Annotated in this window: 19 protein-coding genes and 1 tRNA gene; 7 read left to right on the forward strand and 13 right to left on the reverse strand. The window is 70.9% G+C overall.

The annotated features are described in order from the left end of the window. Positions 1–40: 40 nt before the first annotated feature. Genes G3576_RS01670 through G3576_RS01680 form a run of 3 tightly spaced genes read right to left on the reverse strand, consistent with a single transcriptional unit; the run spans position 41 to position 3,811 of the window. A complete protein-coding gene (locus G3576_RS01670) occupies positions 41–2,275 on the reverse strand; it encodes a xanthine dehydrogenase family protein molybdopterin-binding subunit (RefSeq protein ID WP_164692582.1) in 2,235 nt (744 codons plus the stop codon). Continuing rightward, positions 2,268–3,323, reverse strand: coding sequence for an FAD binding domain-containing protein (locus tag G3576_RS01675; protein WP_164692583.1), 1,056 nt, complete (start codon positions 3,321–3,323; stop codon positions 2,268–2,270). The genes G3576_RS01670 and G3576_RS01675 overlap by 8 nt, the downstream gene beginning before the upstream one ends. After that, the gene (locus G3576_RS01680; protein WP_164692584.1) at positions 3,320–3,811 is read right to left on the reverse strand and encodes a (2Fe-2S)-binding protein; all 492 of its coding nucleotides are present in this window, start codon (positions 3,809–3,811) and stop codon (positions 3,320–3,322) included. The genes G3576_RS01675 and G3576_RS01680 overlap by 4 nt, the downstream gene beginning before the upstream one ends. A 196-nt stretch (positions 3,812–4,007) precedes the next feature. Here G3576_RS01680 and G3576_RS01685 point away from each other — a divergent pair, with 196 nt between their 5' ends. After that, a complete protein-coding gene (locus tag G3576_RS01685) occupies positions 4,008–4,598 on the forward strand; it encodes a TetR/AcrR family transcriptional regulator (protein WP_164692585.1) in 591 nt (196 codons plus the stop codon). 352 nt (positions 4,599–4,950) lie between these two features. On the opposite strand, the gene G3576_RS01690 is transcribed toward G3576_RS01685, so the two are convergent. Then, positions 4,951–5,042 (reverse strand) — tRNA-Ser (locus G3576_RS01690). A gap of 87 nt (positions 5,043–5,129) precedes the next feature. Continuing rightward, a complete protein-coding gene (locus tag G3576_RS01695) occupies positions 5,130–5,759 on the reverse strand; it encodes a glutathione S-transferase family protein (RefSeq protein ID WP_164692586.1) in 630 nt (209 codons plus the stop codon). Between the two features lie 120 nt (positions 5,760–5,879). Between G3576_RS01695 and G3576_RS01700 the strand changes: the two genes are divergently transcribed. After that, entirely contained in the window at positions 5,880–6,164 is a 285-nt protein-coding gene (locus G3576_RS01700; protein WP_164692587.1) for a hypothetical protein, read from the forward strand. Here G3576_RS01700 and G3576_RS01705 read toward each other — a convergent pair. Genes G3576_RS01705 through G3576_RS01715 form a run of 3 tightly spaced genes read right to left on the reverse strand, consistent with a single transcriptional unit; the run spans position 6,161 to position 9,158 of the window. After that, on the reverse strand, positions 6,161–7,018 hold the full coding sequence (locus G3576_RS01705; RefSeq protein WP_164692588.1) for a polysaccharide deacetylase family protein: 858 nt from the start codon (positions 7,016–7,018) through the stop codon (positions 6,161–6,163). The two genes, G3576_RS01700 and G3576_RS01705, sit on opposite strands and share 4 nt — an antisense overlap. Positions 7,019–7,032: 14 nt before the next feature. Further along, positions 7,033–7,926 (reverse strand): polysaccharide deacetylase family protein, encoded by an 894-nt coding sequence (locus G3576_RS01710; RefSeq protein WP_164692589.1) that lies wholly within the window; start codon positions 7,924–7,926, stop codon positions 7,033–7,035. Further along, complete coding sequence (locus G3576_RS01715) at positions 7,923–9,158, reverse strand: metal-dependent hydrolase family protein (RefSeq protein ID WP_164692590.1); 1,236 nt, start codon at positions 9,156–9,158, stop codon at positions 7,923–7,925. The genes G3576_RS01710 and G3576_RS01715 overlap by 4 nt, the downstream gene beginning before the upstream one ends. Positions 9,159–9,235: 77 nt before the next feature. Here G3576_RS01715 and G3576_RS01720 point away from each other — a divergent pair, with 77 nt between their 5' ends. Continuing rightward, on the forward strand, positions 9,236–9,505 hold the full coding sequence (locus G3576_RS01720; RefSeq protein ID WP_164692591.1) for a cupin domain-containing protein: 270 nt from the start codon (positions 9,236–9,238) through the stop codon (positions 9,503–9,505). Here the strand turns inward: G3576_RS01720 and G3576_RS01725 are convergent. The 4 genes from G3576_RS01725 to G3576_RS01740 form a co-directional block, all read right to left on the reverse strand. Next, complete coding sequence (locus tag G3576_RS01725) at positions 9,502–11,064, reverse strand: acyl-CoA synthetase (protein WP_164692592.1); 1,563 nt, start codon at positions 11,062–11,064, stop codon at positions 9,502–9,504. The genes G3576_RS01720 and G3576_RS01725 overlap by 4 nt on opposite strands. A 34-nt stretch (positions 11,065–11,098) precedes the next feature. After that, a complete protein-coding gene (locus G3576_RS01730; protein WP_164692593.1) occupies positions 11,099–12,727 on the reverse strand; it encodes an FMN-binding glutamate synthase family protein in 1,629 nt (542 codons plus the stop codon). A gap of 67 nt (positions 12,728–12,794) precedes the next feature. After that, positions 12,795–14,525 (reverse strand): thiamine pyrophosphate-binding protein, encoded by a 1,731-nt coding sequence (locus tag G3576_RS01735; protein ID WP_164692594.1) that lies wholly within the window; start codon positions 14,523–14,525, stop codon positions 12,795–12,797. Further along, a complete protein-coding gene (locus G3576_RS01740; protein WP_164692595.1) occupies positions 14,522–15,331 on the reverse strand; it encodes a hypothetical protein in 810 nt (269 codons plus the stop codon). The genes G3576_RS01735 and G3576_RS01740 overlap by 4 nt, the downstream gene beginning before the upstream one ends. 92 nt (positions 15,332–15,423) lie before the next feature. Between G3576_RS01740 and G3576_RS01745 the strand changes: the two genes are divergently transcribed. The 3 genes from G3576_RS01745 to G3576_RS01755 all read left to right on the forward strand — a co-directional run bounded on the left by G3576_RS01745 (position 15,424) and on the right by G3576_RS01755 (position 19,575). Continuing rightward, positions 15,424–16,425, forward strand: coding sequence for a thiamine pyrophosphate-dependent dehydrogenase E1 component subunit alpha (locus tag G3576_RS01745; protein ID WP_164692596.1), 1,002 nt, complete (start codon positions 15,424–15,426; stop codon positions 16,423–16,425). A 2-nt stretch (positions 16,426–16,427) separates the two neighbouring features. After that, on the forward strand, positions 16,428–17,402 hold the full coding sequence (locus G3576_RS01750) for an alpha-ketoacid dehydrogenase subunit beta (RefSeq protein ID WP_207622605.1): 975 nt from the start codon (positions 16,428–16,430) through the stop codon (positions 17,400–17,402). 163 nt (positions 17,403–17,565) lie between these two features. Next, a complete protein-coding gene (locus tag G3576_RS01755; protein ID WP_164692598.1) occupies positions 17,566–19,575 on the forward strand; it encodes an HWE histidine kinase domain-containing protein in 2,010 nt (669 codons plus the stop codon). Positions 19,576–19,578: 3 nt separating this feature from the next. Here G3576_RS01755 and G3576_RS01760 read toward each other — a convergent pair whose 3' ends face one another. Next, entirely contained in the window at positions 19,579–20,742 is a 1,164-nt protein-coding gene (locus G3576_RS01760; RefSeq protein ID WP_164692599.1) for a multidrug effflux MFS transporter, read from the reverse strand. 185 nt (positions 20,743–20,927) lie between these two features. Between G3576_RS01760 and G3576_RS01765 the strand changes: the two genes are divergently transcribed. After that, positions 20,928–21,971 carry an ABC transporter ATP-binding protein gene (locus G3576_RS01765; RefSeq protein ID WP_164692600.1) on the forward strand — a complete coding sequence of 348 codons (1,044 nt, stop codon included), beginning with the start codon at positions 20,928–20,930 and terminating at the stop codon, positions 21,969–21,971. Positions 21,972–22,008 lie beyond the last annotated feature (37 nt).

Consider the following 22,008-nt stretch of genomic DNA (forward strand, 5'->3'; position numbering starts at 1 on the left):
AGACCAGCCGCGTCGATCCGGCTACCCGCGCCGCCGCCTCTCAGCCCATCAGCGCCTCGATCGCCACCGGGAAGCGGCGCACCCGCACCCCCGTCGCGTGCCAGATCGCGTTCGCGACGGCGCCGGCGGTGCCGGTGATGCCGATCTCGCCCACGCCTTTCACGCCCAGCGCATTCACATGCGGGTCCTCCTCCTCGACCAGGATGGCCTCGATCGAGGGAATGTCGGCGTTGACCGGCACATGGTACTCGCCGAGGTCGGCGTTCATAACGCGGCCGCTGCGGTGGTCGAGCGCGGCGCGTTCGTGCAGCGCGAAGGACACGCCCCAGATCATGCCGCCATAGTACTGGCTCTTCACCAGGCGCGGGTTGATGATCCGGCCCGCGGCGAAGGCGCCGACCAGCCGCGTGACGCGCAGCTGGCCGAGATCGGGGTCCACCGTCACCTCCGCGAAGACCGCACCATGGGAATGCATGGCGTAGCGCGACGCGGCTTCGGCATCGGCGCTCGCGTTGCCGCGGCCTTCCACGCTCTCGAGCCCCGCGCGGTCGAGGATGTCGGCGAAGCTGTCTCTGCGGCTCTCGTCGTCCCAGCGCACCAGCCGGCCGCCGCGCGCGACGACGCCGATATTGTCGGCGCCGAACAGCGGCGAGCGCGGATCGGCCAGCGCCAGTTCCGCGAGCCGCGCGATGGCCTGTTCGCCGGCGGCCTGGATCGCGCTGCCCGCGGTCGCGGTATGGGCGGAGCCACCCGCGATGCCGGCGCTCGGCAGGTCGGAGCGGCCGGAGCGGAACTCCACCTGGCCGATATCGAGACCGAGGCTCTCCGCCGCGATCTGGGCGAAGGCTGTCCAGGCCCCCTGCCCCATGTCATGCGCGCCGGTTTCGACCAGGCCCGTGCCGTCACGCCGGATCTCGGCGCGGGCCTCGGCCTGGAACATCATGGCCGGGAAGGTCGCGGTGCCGATTCCCCAGCCGACGAGGCGCCCTTCCGCATCCCTCATGCTGCGCGGCGCCAGGGGCCGGCCCGCCCAGCCGAAGCGCGCGGCGCCCTCGGCGTAGCAGTCCCGCAGCGCCTTGGAGGAGAAGGGCTTGCCGGAGATGGGCTCCACCTCCGCGTAGTTGCGCAGGCGGAAGTCCAGCGGGTCCATGCCGCAGGCCTGCGCCATCTCATCCATCGCGACTTCCAGCGCCAGGCTGCCGCTGGCCTCGCCGGGGGCGCGCATGAAGCCGGGCGTGCCGGTGTCGAGCCGCAGCGCCTCATAGCTCGTGGCGATGGCGGGCGCGGCGTAGAGCGTGTGGCTGGCACCGGCGGCGGGTTCGATGAAATCGTCGAAGCGGCTCGTGGCCGTGCGGACGTGGTGATGGAGGGCGGTGAGCGCGCCATCCGCCGCGGCGCCGAGGCGGAGCGTCTGCCGCGTCGGCGCGCGATGCGTCACCGGGCCGTACATCTGCGCCCGCGTCAGCACCAGCTTCACCGGCTGCCCGACCAGCCGCGCGGCGAGAATGCCGAGCACCTGCGGCCCGGTCAGCAGCTTCGATCCGAAGCCGCCGCCGAGGAAGGGGCTGCGGATATGGATGCCCTCCGCGGGGATGCCGAACATCGCGGCCAGGCGCATCTGCGTCAGCGCGAAGCCCTGGGTCGGCATGTCGAGCGACAGCGCATCGCCGTCCCAGGCAGCGACGACGCCATGCGGCTCCATCGCGTTGTGGAACTGCATGGGCGTCTCGTAGGTCGCCTCGATGCGTCGCGTGGCCGCGGCCAGGCCTGCGGCCATGTCGCCATGGTGCTCCTCGGGCGGCGCGCCGACGCCGACGGCCTCCGGCACGAAGGCGCCAGGGGCATCGAGCGTGACCTCCACCGCCTCCGCCTCGTAGCGGGGCGCGAGGAGGGCGGCGCCTTCGGTCGCGGCTTCCAGCGTCTCCGCGATCACCACCGCGATGGGCTGGCCGGCGTAGCGGACGCGGTCGTCCTGCAGCAGGTCCATGCGGAAGGAGAAGGGAACGGATTTGTCGTCGGGATGCAGGGCGAGCGCCGGGCGGTTCCCGGGCGTCATCACCTGCACCACGCCAGGATGGGCGCGCGCCGCCGCCACATCCAGCGCGGCGACGCGGCCGCGGGCGATGCGGGCGGCCGCGATGACGGCGTGCAGCATCCCCGGCGGGTGGTTGTCGGCGGCGTAGCGCGCCATGCCCGTCACCTTCAGCAGGCCGTCACGGCGGGTGATGGGCTGGCCGGCGTTGGAGCCGTGTCGCAGGCGGTGGACCTCAACCATGCAGGCCTCCCGGGATCGGGGCGAAGGGGGATGCCGGCAGCGCCGGCAGCCGCGCGGGCGTGCCGGCGGCGGCGAGGATCAGGGCGCGGACCGCGATGCGGCGTGCCAGTTCGATCTTGAAGGCGTTGTCGCCGGAAGGCTTGGCCTCGGCGAGCGCAAGCCCGGCTGCGGCGCGGAAGGCGTCGGCGCCGGGCGCGGCGCCGACCAGCGCGGCTTCCGCCGCTGTCGCGCGCCAGGGCTTCGCGGCGACGCCGCCGAGCGCGAGCCGCGCCGCGGCGATGCGGCCATCCTCGATCCGCAGACCGGCCGCGGCGGAGACGACGGCGAAGGCGTAGGAGGTGCGCTCCCGCAGCTTCACGTAGCGGCTATGCGGGGCGAAGCCGGCGGCCTCGCCCGGCAGGCGCAGCGCGACGATCAACTCGCCGGGTGCGAGATCGGTCTCCCGGTCGGGTGTGCTGCCGGGCAACCGATGAAAATCCCGCAGCGGGATCTCGCGCCGGCCGGCCGGTCCCTCGATCTCCACCACCGCGTCGAAGGCGGCCAGGGCCACGCAGAAATCGGAGGGGTTCGTCGCGATGCAGGACTCGCTCCAGCCCAGCACGGCATGCAGGCGGTTGTCGCCGCCGCGGGCGTCGCAGCCGCTGCCGGGGGCGCGCTTGTTGCAGGCGCTGGCGGTGTCCTGGAAATACGAGCAGCGGGTCCGCTGCAGCAGGTTGCCGCCGACCGTCGCCGCATTGCGCAGCTGCGCGGAGGCGCCGGAGAGCAGCGCCTCCGCCACCGCGGGGAAGCGGCGCACGACCTGTGCGTGATGGGCCAGGTCGGCGTTGCGGATCTGCGCGCCGATGCGAAGCCCGCCATCCGGCAGGGCCTCGATGGACGAGAGCCCGGGCAGGTGGTTCAGGTCGACCAGCCGCGCGGGCCGTGCCACGCCGATCTTCATGAGGTCGAGCAGGTTGGTGCCCGCGGCGAGGAAGGCGCTGCCGGGCTCGGCGCCCGCGGCGACGGCCTCGGCGACCGTGCGGGGGCGGACATAGTCGAAGCGGTTCATGCGGCCTCCTGCTGCGTCGTCATGGCCTGGGTTGCCTCCACCACCGCCTCCGTGATGCCGCGATAGGCGGCGCAGCGGCAGAGATTGCCGCTCATGCCTTCCCGCACCCGCTCGGGGTCGGTGCCGGCCTGGCCCTCCCCGATCAGGCCGACCGCGCTCATGATCTGGCCGGGGGTGCAGAAGCCGCATTGCAGCGCGTCATGCGCGATGAAGGCGGCCTGAACGGGATGCAGCGTGTCGCCCTGGGCCAGGCCCTCGATGGTCAGGACCTCCGCCCCGTCATGGCTGATCGCCAGCGCCAGGCAGGCATTCACGCGGCGGCCATCGAGCAGGATGGTGCAGGCACCGCACTGGCCGCGGTCGCAGCCCTTCTTGGTGCCGGTGAGGTTGAGGCGCTCCCGCAGCAGGTCGAGCAGCGTGACGCGGGGATCGTCGAGGTCGATGGTCCTCGGCACATGGTTGATGGTGAGGGTGACCGACAAGCTCATGCGGAGCCTCCGATGGCGGCTTGGGGCGGATAGGCGGCCTGCCCGCGCGCCCCTAGGGTGGGTGGCGGCGGGATGCGATGGGTTGATGGGGACTGGCCATCGCGTCGTCGGGGCGTGATATACGGAGGCGCCCTCCGCTTGCAAGGCATAAACGGAGGATGCCTCCGCTTTTTGTGTGGGGAGATCGTGGCCGGCGATGACCGAGGAGCAGGGCAGGACCGAGCGTAAGCCCCGGGCGGACGCGATCCGGAATCGCGAACGCGTGTTGGAGGCGGCCAAGGTCGTCTTCAGCCAGGGCGGCACCGAGGCAGGGCTGGAGGCGGTGGCCCGGCAGGCGGGGGTGGGGATCGGCACGCTCTACCGCCATTTCCCGACGCGGGAGGCGCTGTACGAGGCCGTCTACCGGCGGGAGGTGGAGCAGCTGGCGGAGCTGGCTGCGGCGCTCGCCGGCACCCTGCCGCCGCTGGAGGGGCTGCGGCGCTGGTTCGGATCGCTGATCGCCTTCGTCGCGACGAAGAAGGGGATGGTGGCGGCGCTGGCGCTGGCCGCGCACAAGCCGCCGGAGCTGATGAGCTATACCAGCGGCCGGCTGCAGGACGCGATCGGCACGCTGCTGCGCCCCGCGGCGGAAGCCGGCGAGGTGCGGGACGACGTCACGCCGGACGACCTGTTGCGGGCGGTGATCGGGCTGTCCTACCTGCAGGATGGGCCCGGCTGGCAGGCGCAGGTCCTGCGCCTGGTCGACATCTTCCTGGACGGCCTGCGGCTTCCCCGGCGCGAAGCCTAGAAGCGCCTGCTGCGCGCAGCAGAGAAGCGAACCATCGGAACCACCTGGCGCAAGGCCGGCGCCATTCCCGACGTCGTTACCCGAGCCGAGATTCGGGGTGAACCGATAGTGCGCTAGGGACGCAATCGTAGCCGATTCGGCTCCCTGCCACCCTTGGTTGAGCGTGGCAGCATCGCGGGCTGAGTACGCCGATGCGGTACCACAACGGGCTGCATCACCTGGTCGCACCGCGTCGGGTCCAACGACTGCGCAACGGATTCACTGTCGAGCCGGGGGTCGGCACAAAGACCGGCACAGTGGCCTGCAAACCGTTGCACCTGCCCCTCGGCTGGGACAGCTAAGTCATTGAAAATGGAGGAGGGGAAGGGATTCGAACCCTCGATAGGGTTTTACCCCTATAACGGTTTAGCAAACCGTCGCCTTCAGCCACTCGGCCACCCCTCCTCAAGGGTGTTGAAGTTGCACGACGTATGCGAGGGTTCTCATAGCGGCAGTGGAGCGGGGGCACAAGCGCACCCCCGCCGGTCCGGGTCAGGAAAGCGCCACCTCGAAACCCCGCGCCGTCGCGGGGCGGGCCATCATGCGGGCGTACCAGGCGGCGACGTTCGGCAGGTCACCGAACGGCACCTCGTGCCGCTCATGCCGCCAGGCCCAGCCCAGGATGGCGAAATCGGCGATGGAGGGCTCGCCCTCCGTCGCCACGAAGTCCCGCCCCGCCAGGCGCTTCTCCAGCACGCCGTAGAGTCGCTTCGTCTCCGTGTGGTAGCGCTTGAAGCCGTAGTCCCGCGCCGGGCCCTCCGGCTGCATCAGGAAGTGATGGACCTGGCCGGGCATGGGGCCGAAGCCGCCCATCTGCCACATCAGCCATTCCGTCACGGCCACCTTCCCGCGCGGGTCGGCCGGCATGAACTTCCCCGTCTTCTCCGCGAGGTAGAGGAGGATCGCGCCCGACTCGAAGACGCTGATCGGCGCGCCGCCGGGGCCATCAGGATCGACGATGGCAGGGATGCGATTGTTGGGGGAGATGGCCAGGAAGGCGGGCTCGAACTGCTCGTTCTTCGAGATGTTCACGGTGTGGACCTTGTAGGGCAGGCCCATCTCCTCCAGCGCGACCGAGATCTTGCGGCCGTTCGGCGTGTTCCAGGTGTAGAGGTCGATCATGCGGACTCCTCTCCTCGTGGCAGGCTTTGGTGCTGTGATCCCACGGCAGGGCGACCGGGCAAAGGGGCGTGATGCACGCCGCGCTTGACCGAAGCGGGCGGGGTGCGCGATTCAGGAGGAGTGAAAGCCATCATCTCCGTCGGCAGCGGCGATGACGACACGCTCTGGGCGGTGATCGCCACCGCCGGGCGGAAGAGCCGCGTCGCCAATGTGTACCGGAACCGCAACGCGGCGCTGGAGGACCGGGCTTGGCGTGCGCAGCAGGTCTCGGCCTATGAGGATTTTCTGAGACGGTCGCAGCAGCCGGTGCCGCATTACAGCGTGGCACCGATCCGCCGGGCCGATTTACCGAAGAAGTGGAGCCCGCTGCCCGCGCTGGGTTTCCTGCGCGGGCAGTTCATCTAACTCCACTCGGCGGCCAGCGCCCCGGCGGTCGTGACCTCGATATCGTCGCGCGCCGCGAGCCACTCCAGCGAGTCGGTCAGGTACCGTATACGGTGCGGCGCGCCCATGACCCAGGGGTGGATGCCGATCCCCAGCACGCGCCCGCCACGCGGCTCCGCCACCAGGCGCTCCACCGCATCCCGCACCAGGCCCGGCCAGCGCGGCACGGGCACGCGGCGCAGCATCAGGGTCTGGACGTCGTCCCATTCGCCGGGCGGCGGCAGGGCCAGCAGGCCGGAGGCGTGGCGGTAGGGCTCCTCGTCATTGGCCCAGTCGAGGCCATAGGCGAAGCCGGCCTCCGCCAGCAGCCGCGTGGTGTTGGCCGTGGCGCCATGATCCTGGCCGAGCCAGCCCGTCGCGCCTGACCAGATGGCGGCAAGGCCGTCCCGGGCTTCCAGGATGGCGGCACGCTCCTCGGCCTCGGTCATCCGCGCGGTCGGCATGCGGCTGGCGGAGAAGCCATGCGCCACCGGCTCGAACCCTCGCTCGCGGCAGGCGGCCACCAGTTCCGGATGCCGCCGCGCCGCCATCAGGTTCACGGCGACGCTGGCCGGCAGCTTGAGCCGGTCCAGCACATCGATGATGCGCCAGACGCCGATACGGTTGCCGTAGTCCCGCAGCGTATAGGCCGTCCAGTCCGGCGTCCCGCTGAAGAAGGCGCCGCGGAAGCGCGGGTCCCGATGCGTGCCGGGCGGCGGCGCGATCTCGGTATGCTCGACATGCAGCAGGAGGTAGACGGCGAGCTTCCGGCCGCTCCGCCAGGCCCGCTCCGGCCGCCAGGGCTGCGCGGAGAAGGCGTGGATGTCGTGATCCATGCCTGGCTTCAGGATCATCGCATCGCCGCGTCGTAATGGTGGTCCAGGTACCAGTCCGCCATCTCCGCGCCCGTCGCGAACCACACGCCCTCATGCTTCCGCATATACGCCAGGACCTTATCGAGGTAGCCGATCCGATGCGGCCGCCCCATGAGGTAGGGGTGCAACGCCACGCACATCACCCGCGGCTGCGCCTCGCCCTCCGCGTAGAGCGTGTCGAACATGTCCACGGCAGTCCGAAGAAAGTCCTCGCCCTCATTGGCCGCGGCGCCGATCATCACGGCGTCATTGAGGTCCATCTGGTAGGGGATGGAGACGAGCCGGCCCGACCGCACTCGCAGGGGGGTCGGCTGGTCGTCATGGTAGAAGTCGGTGATGTAGGAGATGCCCGCCTCCGCCACCAAGTCGGGCGTCACCAGGGTGTTCGACGCTGCCGGGGAGAACCAGCCGCGCAGCTGCCGGCCCGTCATCCGCCGCCAGGCTTCCACGCTCGCCTGGATTTCCGCGCGCTCGGCGTCCTCGCTGAGGTTCCAGTGGTAGCGGGTGTTGTAGAGGCCGTGGCTGAAGACGTCCCAGTCCCGCTTCAGCATGCCGTCCAGCACCTGGGGGAACATCTCCCCCACGCTCATCGAGAAACTCACGCTGCCGCGGATGCCGTGGTGGTCAAGCACCTCCATCATCCGCCAGACGCCGGCGCGATTGCCGTAATCCTTCAGCGAATAGGACAGCACATCGGGATGCGGCGTGCGCGGCCAGGGATCGCGCGGGCTGCCCTGCTGCGCCGGCATGAATTCGTAATGCTCGATGTTCGGACAGACCCAGACCGCGAGCCGCGCGCCCCCCGGCCAGGTGAGCCTGGGCCTGAAGGGCAGCGGGGCGTGCGGGAAGCGGGCCTCCGGATCGATCATGCCGCGAGTTGGTCCTTGATGAAACGCCCATCCTGCATGATGGCGGAGAGGTGCCTGCCCTGCCCCGTCAGCAGCGAGAGGTCGGCCAGCGGATCGCCCTCCACCACCACCAGATCGGCGAAGGCGCCGGGGGCGATGGTGCCGATCTTCCCTTCCATGCGCAGCAGCTTCGCGGCGTGGACGGTGGTGGAGCGGATGACCTCCATCGCCGGTAGCACCCGGCCGCGGATGACGAATTCCTCCGACTGGTGCCGATGCATCTCGCCCAGCAGGTCCGTGCCGAAGGCCATGGTCAGGCCCGCGCGCTGCATCTTCTCCAGGCTCTCCAGCCCCGCCAGCCGCACCGTGTCGATCTTGGCGACGCTCTCCGCGCCGAGGCCGAGGGAGGCGCCCTCGATCTTCAGGTATTCGTAGGTGACGAGGGTCGGGCAGGCGATGGCGCCGGCCTCGGCGGCCTTCTTCGCCGTCTTCTCCTCGATCAGGTTGCAGTGTTCCAGCGAGAGCACGCCGCATTCCACGGCGCGGTCGATCGCCTGGTCGGTGTAGAGGTGGGCCGCGACGTAGGTCTGCGCCATCTCCGCCTCCTCCACCGCGGCGCGGATCTCGTCCTTCGAGTAGCCGAGGAAGGCGATGGGGTCGGTGGGGCTGGCGACGCCGCCATTGGCCATGATCTTGATGTAGTCAGCGCCGCCCTTGATCTCCTCCCGGCACACGCGCCGCACGGCGTCCACGCCATCGGCGATGCGGCCGAGGCAGCCGAGGCGCGCTTCCAGATAGGCCATGTCGCGGCTGTCATAGCGACCGCGGCCATCGCTGTGGCCGCCCGTCGCGCTGATCGCCTTGCCGCAGAGCACCATGCGCGGCGCGTCGAAATGCCCTTCCTCCCGCGCCTGGCGCAGGCCCTGGGTGGCACCGCCGAGGTCGCGGATGGTGGTGAAGCCGCGCATCAGCATGGCGTGCATGATCTTGGAGGCACGGAAGGCCACCACGGCATCCGGCAGCAGCGCGTGGCGGGCCAGGTTCACCTCGCTCGCGATCACATGCACATGGGCATCGATCAGCCCCGGCATCAGGGTGCGGCCCTTGAGGTCCACGACACGTGCGGTGCTGCTCGCGATCGGCTTGTCGGAGACCTCCCGGATCGTGTTGCCCTCCACCAGGACATGCCCCTCGACCCCGCCATCGACACGGCCATCGAGGATGCGGGCATTGGTGAAGATGGTGGCGGACATGCTAGACCCTCAGGCGTTGACGGGGCGGAGGCTAGACCGGAACACGCCGCGCCGGCCATACCCGGGGGAGCCGATCCATGGACCGAACCGCTTTCGAATCCGCCCTGGCGCGGGACGGCTTCACCGAGACGGTGGAGCGGACGCTCACGCCCGGGGAGGCGACGCCCGACCACACCCACCCCTTCGATGCGCGGCTGCTGATCCTGTCGGGCACGCTGATCTACGAGACCGGCGAGGGCCGCCAGACCTATCTGGCCGATGAGACCTTCGAGGTCGCGCGCGGCACGACCCATGCCGAGATCGCGGGGCCGGAGGGCGCTTCCTACCTGGCGGGGCGGCGGCGCTAGAAGCCCACCCCCTCCGCCTCCAGCCGCGCCCTCACCAGGGTCTTCGGCACCTTGCCGTAGCCCGATTTCGGCAGCGCGTCCCAGACCACGATGCGCAGCGGCTGCTTGTAGCGGGCGATGCGGTCCTTCAGGTGGGCCAGCAGCTCGGCCTCCTCCACCGCCATGCCGGGGCGCGGCACGACGCAGGCGATGCCGGCTTCCCCCCATTTCGGGTGCGGCATGCCAACCATGGCGCATTCCGCGACGGCAGGATGGGTCAGGATCGCCTCCTCGGCCTCGCGCGGGTAGACGTTGGAGCCGCCGGAGATGAACATGTCCGACGCCCGGCCGGTGATGTAGAGGAACCCCCGCGCATCCATCCGGCCGAGGTCGCCGGTGTGGAACCAGCCGCCGGCGAAGGCCTTCGCATTGGCGGTGTCATTCTCGAAATAACCGGCGAAGACGGCCGGGCCACGGACGCAGATCTCCCCGATCGTGCCGGGCGGCAGGCGCGTACCGTCCTCGGCGAGGATCGCGACCTCCATGCCCGTCCGCGGCGCGCCGCAGCTGCCGGCATTCTCCGGCGTGTGCTGGTCCGGCCGCAGCACGGTGATATTGCCCGTGACCTCGCCGAGGCCGAAATACTGCACCAGGCAGGGGCCTAGCTTCGACAGTGCCTCCTGCTGGTCGGCCTCATACATCGGCGCGCCGGCATAGATGACGTGGCGGAGCGATGAATGGTCGTGCCGGTCAACCGCGGGGTCGCGGACCAGCGCGGTCAGGATCGTCGGCACGGTGAACATGTTGGAGACGCGATGCTCCTCCACCAGCGCCCAGGCCTCGGCGGGATCAAATTTTTCTCCGTTCAGCAGCACCGATCTTGCGCCGCGGGCGACCTGGCACAACGCGTGGATGCCGGCGCCATGCGACAGCGGCGCGACAACCAGCGAGGCGTCATGCTCGGTGGTACCCGGCATCAGATCCGCCAAGTGATTCGTCACGACAAACGCCATCTGGCCATGCGTCAGCACCGCCGCCTTGGGCCGGCCGGTGGTGCCGGAGGTGTAGAAGAACCAGCAGGGATCGTCGTAGGCGACATCGGCCTCATGGTCCGGCGCCGGCGGCGTCGCGGCCGCGAGCAGCGCCTCATACTCCTGCTCCCCCTCCCCCGCATCGCCCACCGCCACCACGGCCCGCAGATGCGGCGATGCCGCGCGCACCGCAGCGGCGTGCGCGGCGAAGCTCACATCGCGGATCATGACGACGGCGCGCGACGACGTCGCAAGGTAGGTCACCTCCGTGGGCGTCAGCCGGAAGTTGGTCGGCACCCAGACCGCGCCCGCCTTGAAGCAGGCCCACATGGTCTCGACCATCGCGTTGGTGTTGCGGGAATGGACCAGCACGCGGTCCCCCTTCCCCACGCCGAGCCCCCGCAGCGCCGAGGCCAGCCGGTCCACCCGCGCATCCAGCTCGGCCCAGCTCCAGCGCCTCTCGCCCCAGGCCAGCGCCAGGCGGTCCGGCACGCGCCGCGCCGTCTGCGTCAGCAACCGCCCGAGATTGGCCGCATTCGCGTTGCCCACGCTGTCCTCCCCGCCGTCGCGGCGAGAGCCTAGCCTAGGCCGACATCAATGCCAGCCGGCGCGGGGCGAAGCTGTGCGCATCGGCCAGGGCCCAGGCCTCCCGGAAGCGGGGGTCGTCCGTGCCCAGCAGCAGGGCACCTGGTTCCATCCGTGGGAAGAGCTGCGCGAAGCTCCGCACATCCTGGCCGGCGACACGGCGCATGAAGTGCTCCGGCTGCAACTGCGAGGGATGATCGAGCCCCGCAGCCGCCACCATGTCGCCCAGCGCCTCCAGCGTCGCGGCATGGAACTGCCGCACCCGCGTCGCCTTGTCCGGCACCAGCAGGGCGCGGCTCCGCGTCGGGTCCTGCGTCGCGACGCCGGTCGGGCAGCGATCCGTGTGGCAGGACAGCGACTGGATGCAGCCCAGCGCGAACATGAAGCCGCGCGCCGCATTGCACCAATCCGCGCCCAGCGCCATGGCGCGGGCCATGTCGAAGCCGCTGGCGATCTTGCCGCTGGCGCCGATCTTCACGCGATTCCGCAGGCCGACGCCGATCAGCGCGTTATGGACGAAATCGAGCCCCTCGCGCATCGGCATGCCGATATGGTCCATGAATTCCAGCGGCGCCGCCCCCGTGCCGCCCTCCGCGCCGTCCACGACGATGAAGTCGGGCGTGATCCCCGTCTCCAGCATCGCCTTGCAGATCGCCAGGAACTCCCAGCGATGGCCGATGCAGAGCTTGAAGCCTGCGGGCTTGCCGCCGGACAGGCGCCGCATCTCCGCGATGAACCGCATCATCTCGACGGGGGTGGAGAAGGCTGAGTGGCTGGGGGGCGAGACGCAATCCTCACCGATCGGCACGCCGCGGGTGAGCGCGATCTCCGCCGTCACCTTGGCGCCCGGCAGCACGCCGCCATGGCCGGGCTTGGCGCCCTGGCTGAGCTTCAGCTCCACCATCTTCACCTGGTCGTTGGCGGCGACCTGCGCGAACAACTCCGGGGAGAAGCTGCCATCCGGGTTGCGGGCGCTGAAATAGCCGGACCCGATCTCCCAGATCAGGTCGCCGCCATGCTCCCTGTGATGCGGGCTGAGCCCGCCCTCCCCCGTGTCATGCGCGAAGCCGCCATCGCGCGCGCCCTTGTTCAGTGCCTTGATGGCGTTGGCCGACAGGCTGCCGAAGGACATGGCGGAGATGTTGAGCAGCGAGCTTTCATAGGGCTTGGCGCAGTCCGGTCCGCCGATGATCACCCGTGGCGCCTCATGCACCGGCGGCTTCGCGGCCATGGAGTGCTGCAGCCATTCGAAGCCATCGGCATAGACGTCGTACTGGGTGCCGAAGGGGCGCTTGTCCAACTGCATCTTGGCGCGCTGGTAGACCACCGCGCGCTTGTCCCGGCTGAAGGGCGTGCCGTGCTTCTCATCCTCGAAGAAGTACTGCCGCATCTCTGGCCGGATGCTCTCCAGGATGAAGCGGAGATGCGCGGCGATGGGGTAGTTGCGCAGCACGGCGTGCGTCGGGTGGAACAGGTCGCGCAGCCCCAGCGCTGCCAGCCCACCGGTGAGCAGAAGTGCCAGGCCGCTCCAGAACCCCGGCCAGATCGCGACCGCCAGCAGGGACAGCGCCGCGCCCCCCAGCGCCAGGGCCAGGGGGATGAAGCGGGCATGGGGCAGGCGGGGCATGGGCGGTTCCTCGAATCGCCCCAGCCTATTCGCTGCCCGCAACAGGAGTGTTACGGTTGCGAAGATTTCATACGGGGCGGTCGCCCTTCTCCACCTTCAGCGTCCGGTTATCCGCCGCCGGCAGCATCTTGGCGGGATCGCGCGTCACGACGATGTCGAGCACCGTCGGCGTGTCCGTATTCTCCAGCCCCGCCTGCAACGCGCCCGCGAGCTTCGAGGGATCCTCGACGCGGATGCCCTGGCAGCCCATGGCGTTGGCGATGTTCGCGTAGTTCATCTCGACCAGGTCGGAGGACTGGTAGTTGCCATGGCCGAAGACGGCGTGCTGCAGCGCCTTCACATAGCCGCTGGCGGCATTGTTGAAGATGCAGGCGACGATGGGGGCGCCGACACGCCGCGCCGTCTCCAGGTCGCCCATCGACATGTTGAAGCCGCCATCGCCCGTCAGCGAGACCACGCGCCGCTTCGCGCCCACGCCGATCTGCGCCCCGATGCCACCCGGAACACCGTAGCCGATGGAGGCGAAGCCGCGATCCGCCACGAAGCCGCGGCCCGCGCGCTTGGTGTCGAACAGCAGCCCGCCCCAATGCCCGGCGAAGCCGCCATCCGCGACCAGCACGGCATCGGCGGGCAGGATCTTGTTCAGCTCCCCCATCAGCCGTCCGACATTGATCGGGCTTTCCACGCTCTCCAGCCGGTCCCGCGCCCCCTCCATCCAGGCGGCCATGCGCTTCGGCACCTCCGCGCACCATTCGGCGCGGCGATCCGTGCGGGGGCCTAGTTCGGCCAGAAGATCCTCCAGCCCGCAGCGTGCATCGCCGGAAAGCGCCACGTCCTGGCGCGTCGTGCGGCCGATCTCCTCCGGCACGATGTCGAGATGGATCAGCGGCACGCCGGCCGGCATCAGGGTGAAGCGCTTGGTCGCGATCTCCCCCAGCTTGCAGCCCACCACCAGCAGGCAATCGCTGAGCCCGATGAGGTCATTGGCGATCCGCGAATAGCGTCCGAAGACGCCGGCGGAGAGCGCGTGGTTGCACCCGATCGCGCCCTTGCCGGACATGGTATGCGCCACCGGGATGCCCTGCGCTTCCGCCAGCGCCAGCAGCGCGTCATGGGCCTCGCTGATATGGACGCCGCCTCCGGCCAGGATGATCGGCCGCTCGGCCTTGGCCAGCAGCGCCGCAGCGCGCGCCAGATCGTCCCGCGCCGGGCGGGACCGCCGCGCCTGCGCGCGCAGCGTACCCGGATCCACCCAGAAATCGCTGGCGTCGAAATCATGCTCGGCATGCGCCACATCCTCCGGCACCGCCAGCAGCACCGGGCCGGGCCGGCCGCTGGTGGCCACCGCGAAGGCGCGGCGCAGATGTTCGGGGATGCGGGAGATGACCTCGACGCGAATCGCCTCCTTCACCAAAGGCCGCAGCACGTCGAATTGCCGCGCCTCCTGCGTCATGTTCTTCCAGGCGTGCTGGCGGTTGGCATCGCCGATGATCGCGACCATGGGCATGCCGGCGTTGAAGGCCTCCGCCAGGCCGGTCGCCAGGTTGGTCGCCCCCGGGCCGAGCGTGCCGTCCACCAGGCCGGGCCGGTTGGTCACGCGCGCATAGGCATCGGCCGCGAAGGCGCCGCAGCGTTCGTCATTGATGAGGTAGTGCTGCACCTTCAGCACCCGGCACGCCTCGTAGAAGGGCAGCAGCTGGAAGCCGCCCATGCCGAACATCGGGCCGCTTTCGTGCAGCTTCAGCATCTCCGCGAGCGCGGCGCCGCCGCTCATGCGGCGGGTGGCATTGGCAGTCATTCGGCGTGCTCCAGCATGGCGGCGACGAAGTCGCGCGCGGATTGTCCGATCCGGCCGCCCATGGCGACGGCGCGGTCATTGAGGGCGGAGATCACCCCGTCCTCGAAGCTGCTCATCCCCTCCCCGATCCGGGCGGAGTGGCAATCGACCGTGGCGCCGGCGATGCCGCGGGCCTGCAAGGCGGGCAGCCGGGAGATCCCGGCATCGTCGATGCCGATGCCGGCGTCGTTGTAGAGGGCGGCGCGCACCGCGGCCTTCACCGCCGTCTCCGGCCTGCCGCCCAGCAGCCCGCCATGCGATCCCGTGACGACGATGCGCCCCGCATCGGCCGGCAGCACCAGACCGTTCGAATCGATCGCGAAGACGCGGATGGTGGCCGTGCCCGGCAGTTCCTGCCGCGCCTCACCCATGGGCTGCACGGCGGAAGCGGGCGGCAGGCGCGCGGCGGCAAGCCTGGCCATGGCTTCCCGGCAGGGCATGCCCGGCTCGATCCCGAGCGCCGCGGCGGGGGCATTCACGAAGCTCACCAGCCCGCGCGCCATCATGTCCGCGCCATCGCCGATGCGCGCGCTGCGATAGCCGATGGTGGCGCCGGGCATGCCCTGCGCGGCCATCCAGTCCAGCCCGGCGATGCCGGCGCGGTCCCGCCCGATGCCCGCATCATGCAGCACCGCGGCGGCCACGCCCTTCCGCGCCGCATACCAGGCGGCATAGACGCCGCCATGGCTGGCGCAGCAGGCCACCCGGCCGATAGCCGCGTCCGACAGGTGCGTCACGCTGTCCAGGACCAGCGGTGCGATGTCCATGCTTCCCCCCGTCTTGATTCTGTCGCCCGCTCAAGCATCCTCCGCAAGCCCCCCGCCTGCCGGGCGGGCGGTTGGGGAAACGGAATCGCAGAATGAGCACAGGCCCAAGCCTGAATGGGGGCGACAACCGCGCGCGGCTGATCGCGCTCTACGGCACCATGTGCCGCATCCGCGCCTTCGAGGAGACGGCGCTGGCCGCCCACAAGGCAGGCGAGATCCCCGGGCCGCTGCACGTCTCGATCGGGCAGGAGGGGGTGGCCGCCGGGGTCTGCACCAATCTCCGCCGCGATGACCGCATCACCTCCAACCACCGCGGCCATGGCCATGCGCTCGCCAAGGGCGCCGGCGTGTCCGGCATGATGGAGGAGTTGTTCGGCCGGGCCGGCGGGCATTGCCGGGGCAAGGGCGGTTCCATGCACATCGCCGATTTCAGCGTCGGCATGCTGGGGGCCAATGGCGTCGTAGCCGGCGGCATCCCCATCGCGGTCGGTGCCGCGCAGGGCCTGAAGCTGCTGGGGCGCGACAGCATCGTGGCCTGCTTCTTCGGGGACGGCGCCATCAATCGCGGCCCCTTCCTGGAGGGGCTGAACTGGGCCGTGCTCTACCGCCTCCCGGTCCTGTTCGTCTGCGAGGACAATGGCGTCGCCGCCTTCACCGCGACGGCCTCCGTCACCGCCGGCCCTGGCGTGGTGGCGCGGTCGGAAGCGCTCGGCGTTCCCTGCCTGAGCGTCGATGGGAATGACGCGGCAGCGGTGGATGAGGCAGCGTCCCGCCTCGTCGCGGAAATCCGTGCCGGCGCCGGCCCGCGGCTGCTGCATGCCACCACCTATCGCATCACCGGCCATACCAGCACCGACCCCGCCGCCTGGCGCGACCCCGCCGCCGTCGCCGCGGCGAAGGAAGCCGAGCCCATCGGCCGTCTGCGCGCGCGGCTGCTGGCGGAAGGCGTGCCGCCCTCCTTCCTTGCGGGGATCGAAGGCGAGGCGCGGGCGGAGATGTCGCAGGCGCGGGAGGCCGCGCTCAGCGCCCCCTGGCCCGATCCCGCCATCGCCTGGGAAGACGTGCAGGATAGCGGCGCGGTGGAGGCGCATTGACCATGGCCCAGGTCACGCTCGTGGAAGCCGCGCGCCTTGCCGCGCTGCAGGAGATGCGCCGCGACCCGACGGTCTGGGTGCTGGGGGAGGATGTGGCCCGCGGCGGGTTGTTCGGCCAGTATCGCGGCTTCCTCGATGAATTCGGGGAGTCGCGCATCGTCTCCACGCCGATCAGCGAGAGCATGATCATGGGCGGCGGCCTCGGCGCCGCGCTGGTCGGCACAAGGCCGATCATCGAGATGCGGATCTTCGACTTCGTCATGTGCGCGATGGACGAGCTGGTGAACCAGGTCGCCAAGGTGCGCTACATGTTCGGCGGCCAGGCGAAACCCGCCGTCGTCGTGCGCATGCCGCACGGCATCTGGCGCAATTCCGCCGCCCAGCACAGCCAGACGCTGGAATCCTGGTTCACCCATATCCCGGGCGTCGTCGTCGCGGTGCCCGCGACGCCGGCCGATACCGCCGGGCTGCTGGTTTCCGCCATCCGCAGCGACGACCCGGTGCTGTTCTTCGACCCGAAGAACCTCTTCCCCGTGACCGGGGAGGTGCCGGAGGTGATCGACCCGATCCCCTTCGGCCGCGCGCGCCACGCGCGGCAAGGCCGCGACCTCACCATCGTCACCTGGTCCGCCCTGGTGCCGCAGGTGGAGGAAGCCGGCGCCATGCTGGCACAGCGCGGGATCGAGGCCGATATCCTCGACCTCCGCACCCTCTGGCCCTGGGACGAGGAGGCGGTCGCCGCCTCCCTCGGCCGGACCGGCCGACTGCTGGTGGCGCATGAGGCCGTGACGGTGGGCGGCTTCGGCGGCGAGATCGTGGCCCGGATGGTCGAACGCCTCGGCCCCGGCGGGATGAAGGCGGTGGCGCGGGTCGGCCAGCCCCGGGTGCCCGTCCCCTTCGCGCCGCCGCTGGAGGATGCGCTGAAGCCCGATGTCGCCAAGGTCGTGGCGGCGGCGGAGGCGCTGGTCCGGCGATAACCCGCACGCGCATTCGTGTTCACGAATCTCGCCCGTTGTTCATTGCGCGTATCGGTCCTGCCGGCATGTTGGCGGTGTGGAGCCGAACCCTTACGCCCGTGACCGCAACGCCGGCCCGAACCCGCGGGCAACCGCCCCCCGGCGTGCCCTGCTGGCGGCTGCCGTGGCGCTGCCGCTCGCGCTCCAGGCCGTCGGTGCCTGGATCGCCTGGACCGCGACCTGGGAGGAAGCCGGCGCCGAGGTGGCCCGCACCGCCGACGCGGCGGCGGAATACGCGCGCGCGGCGCTGGATACCCATCGGCTCCGCGGCCAGCAGGTGGCGCTGCTGCTGGATGGCCTGGATGATGCCTCGATCCGGGCCCGTGCAGCGGAACTGCACGACCGCGCCCGCCAGGTGCTGGAACTGCAGCGCTACGGCATCGCCTTCACCGTCTATGTCATCGACCGCAACGGCGACATCCTGCTGACCACGGACACGCCGGATCCGGCGCCGGTCAACCTCTCCGACCGCGGCTATTTCACTGCCATGCGCGCCGCCGAGGGCGCCCCGGTCCTGATCGGGGAGGTGTCGCGCGGCCGCGCCAATGGGCGCGACTTCTTCCCGGTCACGCTGCGCCGGGACGGCGCGGCGAACGGCCTGCCGCCGGGGGCATTCGACGGCCTGATCAACATCTCCGTCACGCCGGACCTCATGGCGGCCGGGCTGCGGCGCCTGCGCGGCACGTCGGAGGACGTGCTCTCCGTCGTGCGGCAGGATGGCACCTTGCTGGCGCGGACGCTGGAACTGCCCGCCCCGCCGCCCTGGCCGCGCCACACCACGGATGCCACCCAGGCCGAGATGGCGGCCAACCCGCCGCGGATCGAGGCGCTGGAGACATCCTTCCTCGATGGCGTGCCGCGCCTCGTCGTCTATCGGCGCGTGCAGGGCTGGCCCGTCTATGCCGCCGCGGCCCGCGACCGCGCGGTGATCATCGACCGGTGGCTGGCGCGGGTCGCCTGGCTGCTCGGCATCGGCCTGCCCGCGACGCTGGCCCTCGGCCTGCTGGCCTGGCGGGTCGGCCGCGCCGACCGGGCGGCGGAGGCCGCGCGCGCCAGCCTGGAAGACCGCGTGGCCGAGCGCACCGCCGAACTCGCCCATCGCACCGCACAGCTGTCCGGCAGCGAGGCGCGGCTGCGGGTGGCCCTGGAAGCGGCGGACCTCGGCACCTGGGAAGTCGATCTCCGCACGCGACTCGTCCAGCGATCGCCCCGCACCCTGGCGATCTTCGGCGCGCCCGCGGAGGAGACGGTGGGCGCCTATCCCGGCTGGTGGAACCGCGTCCACGCGGAGGACGGGCCCGTCGCGGCCCAGGCTTTCGAGCGCATGGCGGAGGGCAGTGCCGAGCTCTATGCCGCCGAATACCGCTTCCATCACCCGGACGGGCGCGTGGTCTGGGTGGAGGCGCGCGCCCGGGTGGTGGAGCACGACGCGACGGGCCGGCCGCTGCGCGCCGCCGGCACCGTGCAGGACATCACCGCGCGGCGGGAGGCGGAGGAGCGTCGCGCGCTGTTGGCGCGGGAAGTGGACCACAGGGCCAAGAACGCGCTGGCCGTCGTGCAGGCCGCGCTGCGGCTGACGCCGCGCACCAGCCTTGAAAGCTACGCCGCCGCGGTGGAAGGACGCGTCGCCGCGCTGGCGCGAGCGCATACCCTGCTGGCGGAGCAGCGCTGGGCCGGCGCCTCCCTCCGCGCGCTGCTGACGGGCGAACTGGCGGCCTTCACGCTGCGCAACGAGGGTCGGTCCACCGTGACGCTGGAAGGCCCCGAACTCCGCATCGCGCCCTCCGCCGCGCAGAGCCTGTCGCTCGCCTTCCATGAGTTGACGACCAATGCCGTGAAATACGGCGCGCTGGCGCGGGCGCAGGGCCACCTTGCCATCACCTGGGCCATCCGCCCCGCCACCGGCGACCTGGTGCTGCGCTGGGAGGAAAGCGGCGGGCCGCCGGTGCCAGGCGCCCCATCCCGCCGCGGCTTCGGCAGCCGCCTCGTCGCCGCCACCATCCGGGACCAGCTGGGCGGCATCCTGTTGCAGCATTGGGAAGCCACGGGGCTGGTCGTGGAGATGCAGGTCTCCCTGCCCCGCATCGCCCTGCCCGAGGCGCCGGCGGACGCCGATCCCCTTCCCGTCGTCTGACGATCAGCGCCGCAGCACGCTGTAGGCCGTGAGGCCCGAAAGCCCCGCGGCGCCGATCAGCAGGCCCATCGCCAGGCCACCGCCGCCGATGGCGCCCATCAGCGCGCCGATCAGCGCCCCGATGCCGAACTGGATGGTGCCCATCAGCGCGGAGGCACTGCCGGCGACGCGGCCCATGGGCTGCATGGCCAGCGCACCCGCCAGCGGCAGCGTCGCGCCCAGCAGGCCGAGATAGAGGAACAGCGCCGCCAGCAGCGGCACCAGCAGCCCGGACAGCACGGCCACCAGCGCCAGCACCCCGGCCGTCGCCTGCGCCACCAGCACGCGCGGCAGCAGCCAGGAGGGCGCGTGGCGCCGCACCAGCCGCGCCGTGACCTGGCTGGCCGCGATCAGCGCCAGCGCATTGGACCCGAAGGCCATGCCGTATTGCGTCGGCGTCAGGCCATGGACGTTCATCAGCACGATCGGCGAGCCCGCGAGATAGGCGAAGAGCCCGGCCATCGGCACCGAACTCGCCAGCGCGGGCGCCAGGAAGCGACGGTCCCGCAGGATGGAGAGGTAGGTCGCCAGCACCTCCAGCGGTCCGTCCCGGCGCCGCTGCTCCGGCGCCAGGCTTTCCGGCAGCGTCGCCGCCAGCACCGCCAGCGCCACCACGCCGTAGATGGCGAGGAACCAGAAGATGCTGCGCCAGCCGAACCCCACCAGCATCCAGCCGCCGAACATCGGCGCCAGGATCGGGGCCGCGCCCATGGCCAGCATCAGCAGCGACATCATGCGCACCGCGCCGCGTTCGTCGCAGAGGTCCCGCACCACGGCGCGGGAGACGACGGTGCCGACGCAGCCGCCCAGGGCCTGCAACAGCCGCAGCCAGGCGAGCGACTCCGCCGAGCGCGCGAGCGCGCAGCCGATGGAGGCCAGGATGAACAGCACCAGCCCCACCATCATCGGCACGCGCCGCCCGATGCGATCCGCCAGCGGGCCATAGGCAAGCTGCCCCAGCGCCATGCCGAGCAGGAAGGTCGCCAGCGTGCGCTGCACCTCGGCCGCGCTGGCGCCGAGATCGGCCCCCATCGCCGGGAAGGCCGGCAGGTACATGTCCACGCCCAGCGGACCCAAGGCCGTGAGCGCCCCGAGCAGGATCGCCAGGCGCCTGTAGTGCTCCGGCATGCGCGATCATCTCCATGCTGCAACGCAGCATGGCTAGACCCGCCGCACCATTCGCGTCCAGCGTGAAGCCATGCGTGATGCGCGGGTGAACCACGCGGTTACCGCGCGAGGTTGCGCAGATCGTCGGGCCGTGTGTAGCTTCGTCCGGCGCAGCCCCGGCAAGTGAGGCGCGCGGGGGGCAGCGGATGGCGACAGTATCGGTGCGGCAGGCGAAGAAGGTCTTCGGCAGCACCAAGATCCTTCACGGTGTGGACGTCGAGATCGCGGATGGCGAATTCGTCGTGCTGGTCGGGCCTTCGGGCTGCGGCAAGTCCACGCTGCTGCGCATGATCGCGGGGCTCGAGAACATCTCGGGCGGGGAGATCGCCATCGGCGGCCGCGTCGTGAACAACGTGCCGCCGAAGGACCGGGACATCGCCATGGTGTTCCAGAACTACGCGCTCTACCCGCACATGACGGTGCGGGAGAACATGGCCTTCTCCATGAAGCTGGCGAAGGCGCCGGCCGACGTCATGGAGGAGGAGGTGAAGCGCGCGGCCAAGATCCTCGGCCTCGATGCGCTGCTCGACCGTTATCCGCGGCAGCTCTCCGGCGGGCAGCGGCAGCGCGTCGCGATGGGGCGCGCCATCGTGCGCCACCCGCAGGTCTTCCTGTTCGACGAGCCGCTGTCCAACCTCGACGCCAAGCTGCGCGTGCAGATGCGGTCCGAGATCAAGGAACTGCAGCAGCGCCTGGCGACGACGACGATCTACGTCACGCATGACCAGATCGAGGCCATGACCATGGCCGATCAGATCGTCGTGATGAATGGCGGCCGGATCGAGCAGGCCGGCGCGCCGCTCGCGCTGTATGACAGGCCCGCCAACCTCTTCGTCGCGGGCTTCATCGGCAGCCCGGCGATGAATCTGCTGCCGGGCCGCGTCGCCGATGGCGGCTTCCGCACCGATGGCGGCGCGCTGCTGCCCCTGCCGCCCGGCGCGAACGCGCAGGCCGCGACCTACGGCATCCGGCCGGAACACCTGATGCTGGCCGATGACGGCGTCGAGGGCACCATCGTGCTGGTCGAGCCCACGGGTTCCGAGACGCAGGTCACGCTGCGGATCGGCGAGACGCAGATCATCGGCGCCTTCCGCGAAAGGGTGCAGGGCCGGCCTGGTGACCTGCTGCGCGTCGCGCCCGACCTCTCGCTCGTGCATCTCTTCGGTCCGGACGGCAACCGCCTGCCCTGACCCTGCCTGCCTGCCCAACGACAACAAGGAGGAATCA

The sequence above is a fragment of the Falsiroseomonas algicola genome, assembly GCF_011040385.1.
GTDB classification, from domain to species: Bacteria; Pseudomonadota; Alphaproteobacteria; order Acetobacterales; family Acetobacteraceae; genus Falsiroseomonas; species Falsiroseomonas algicola.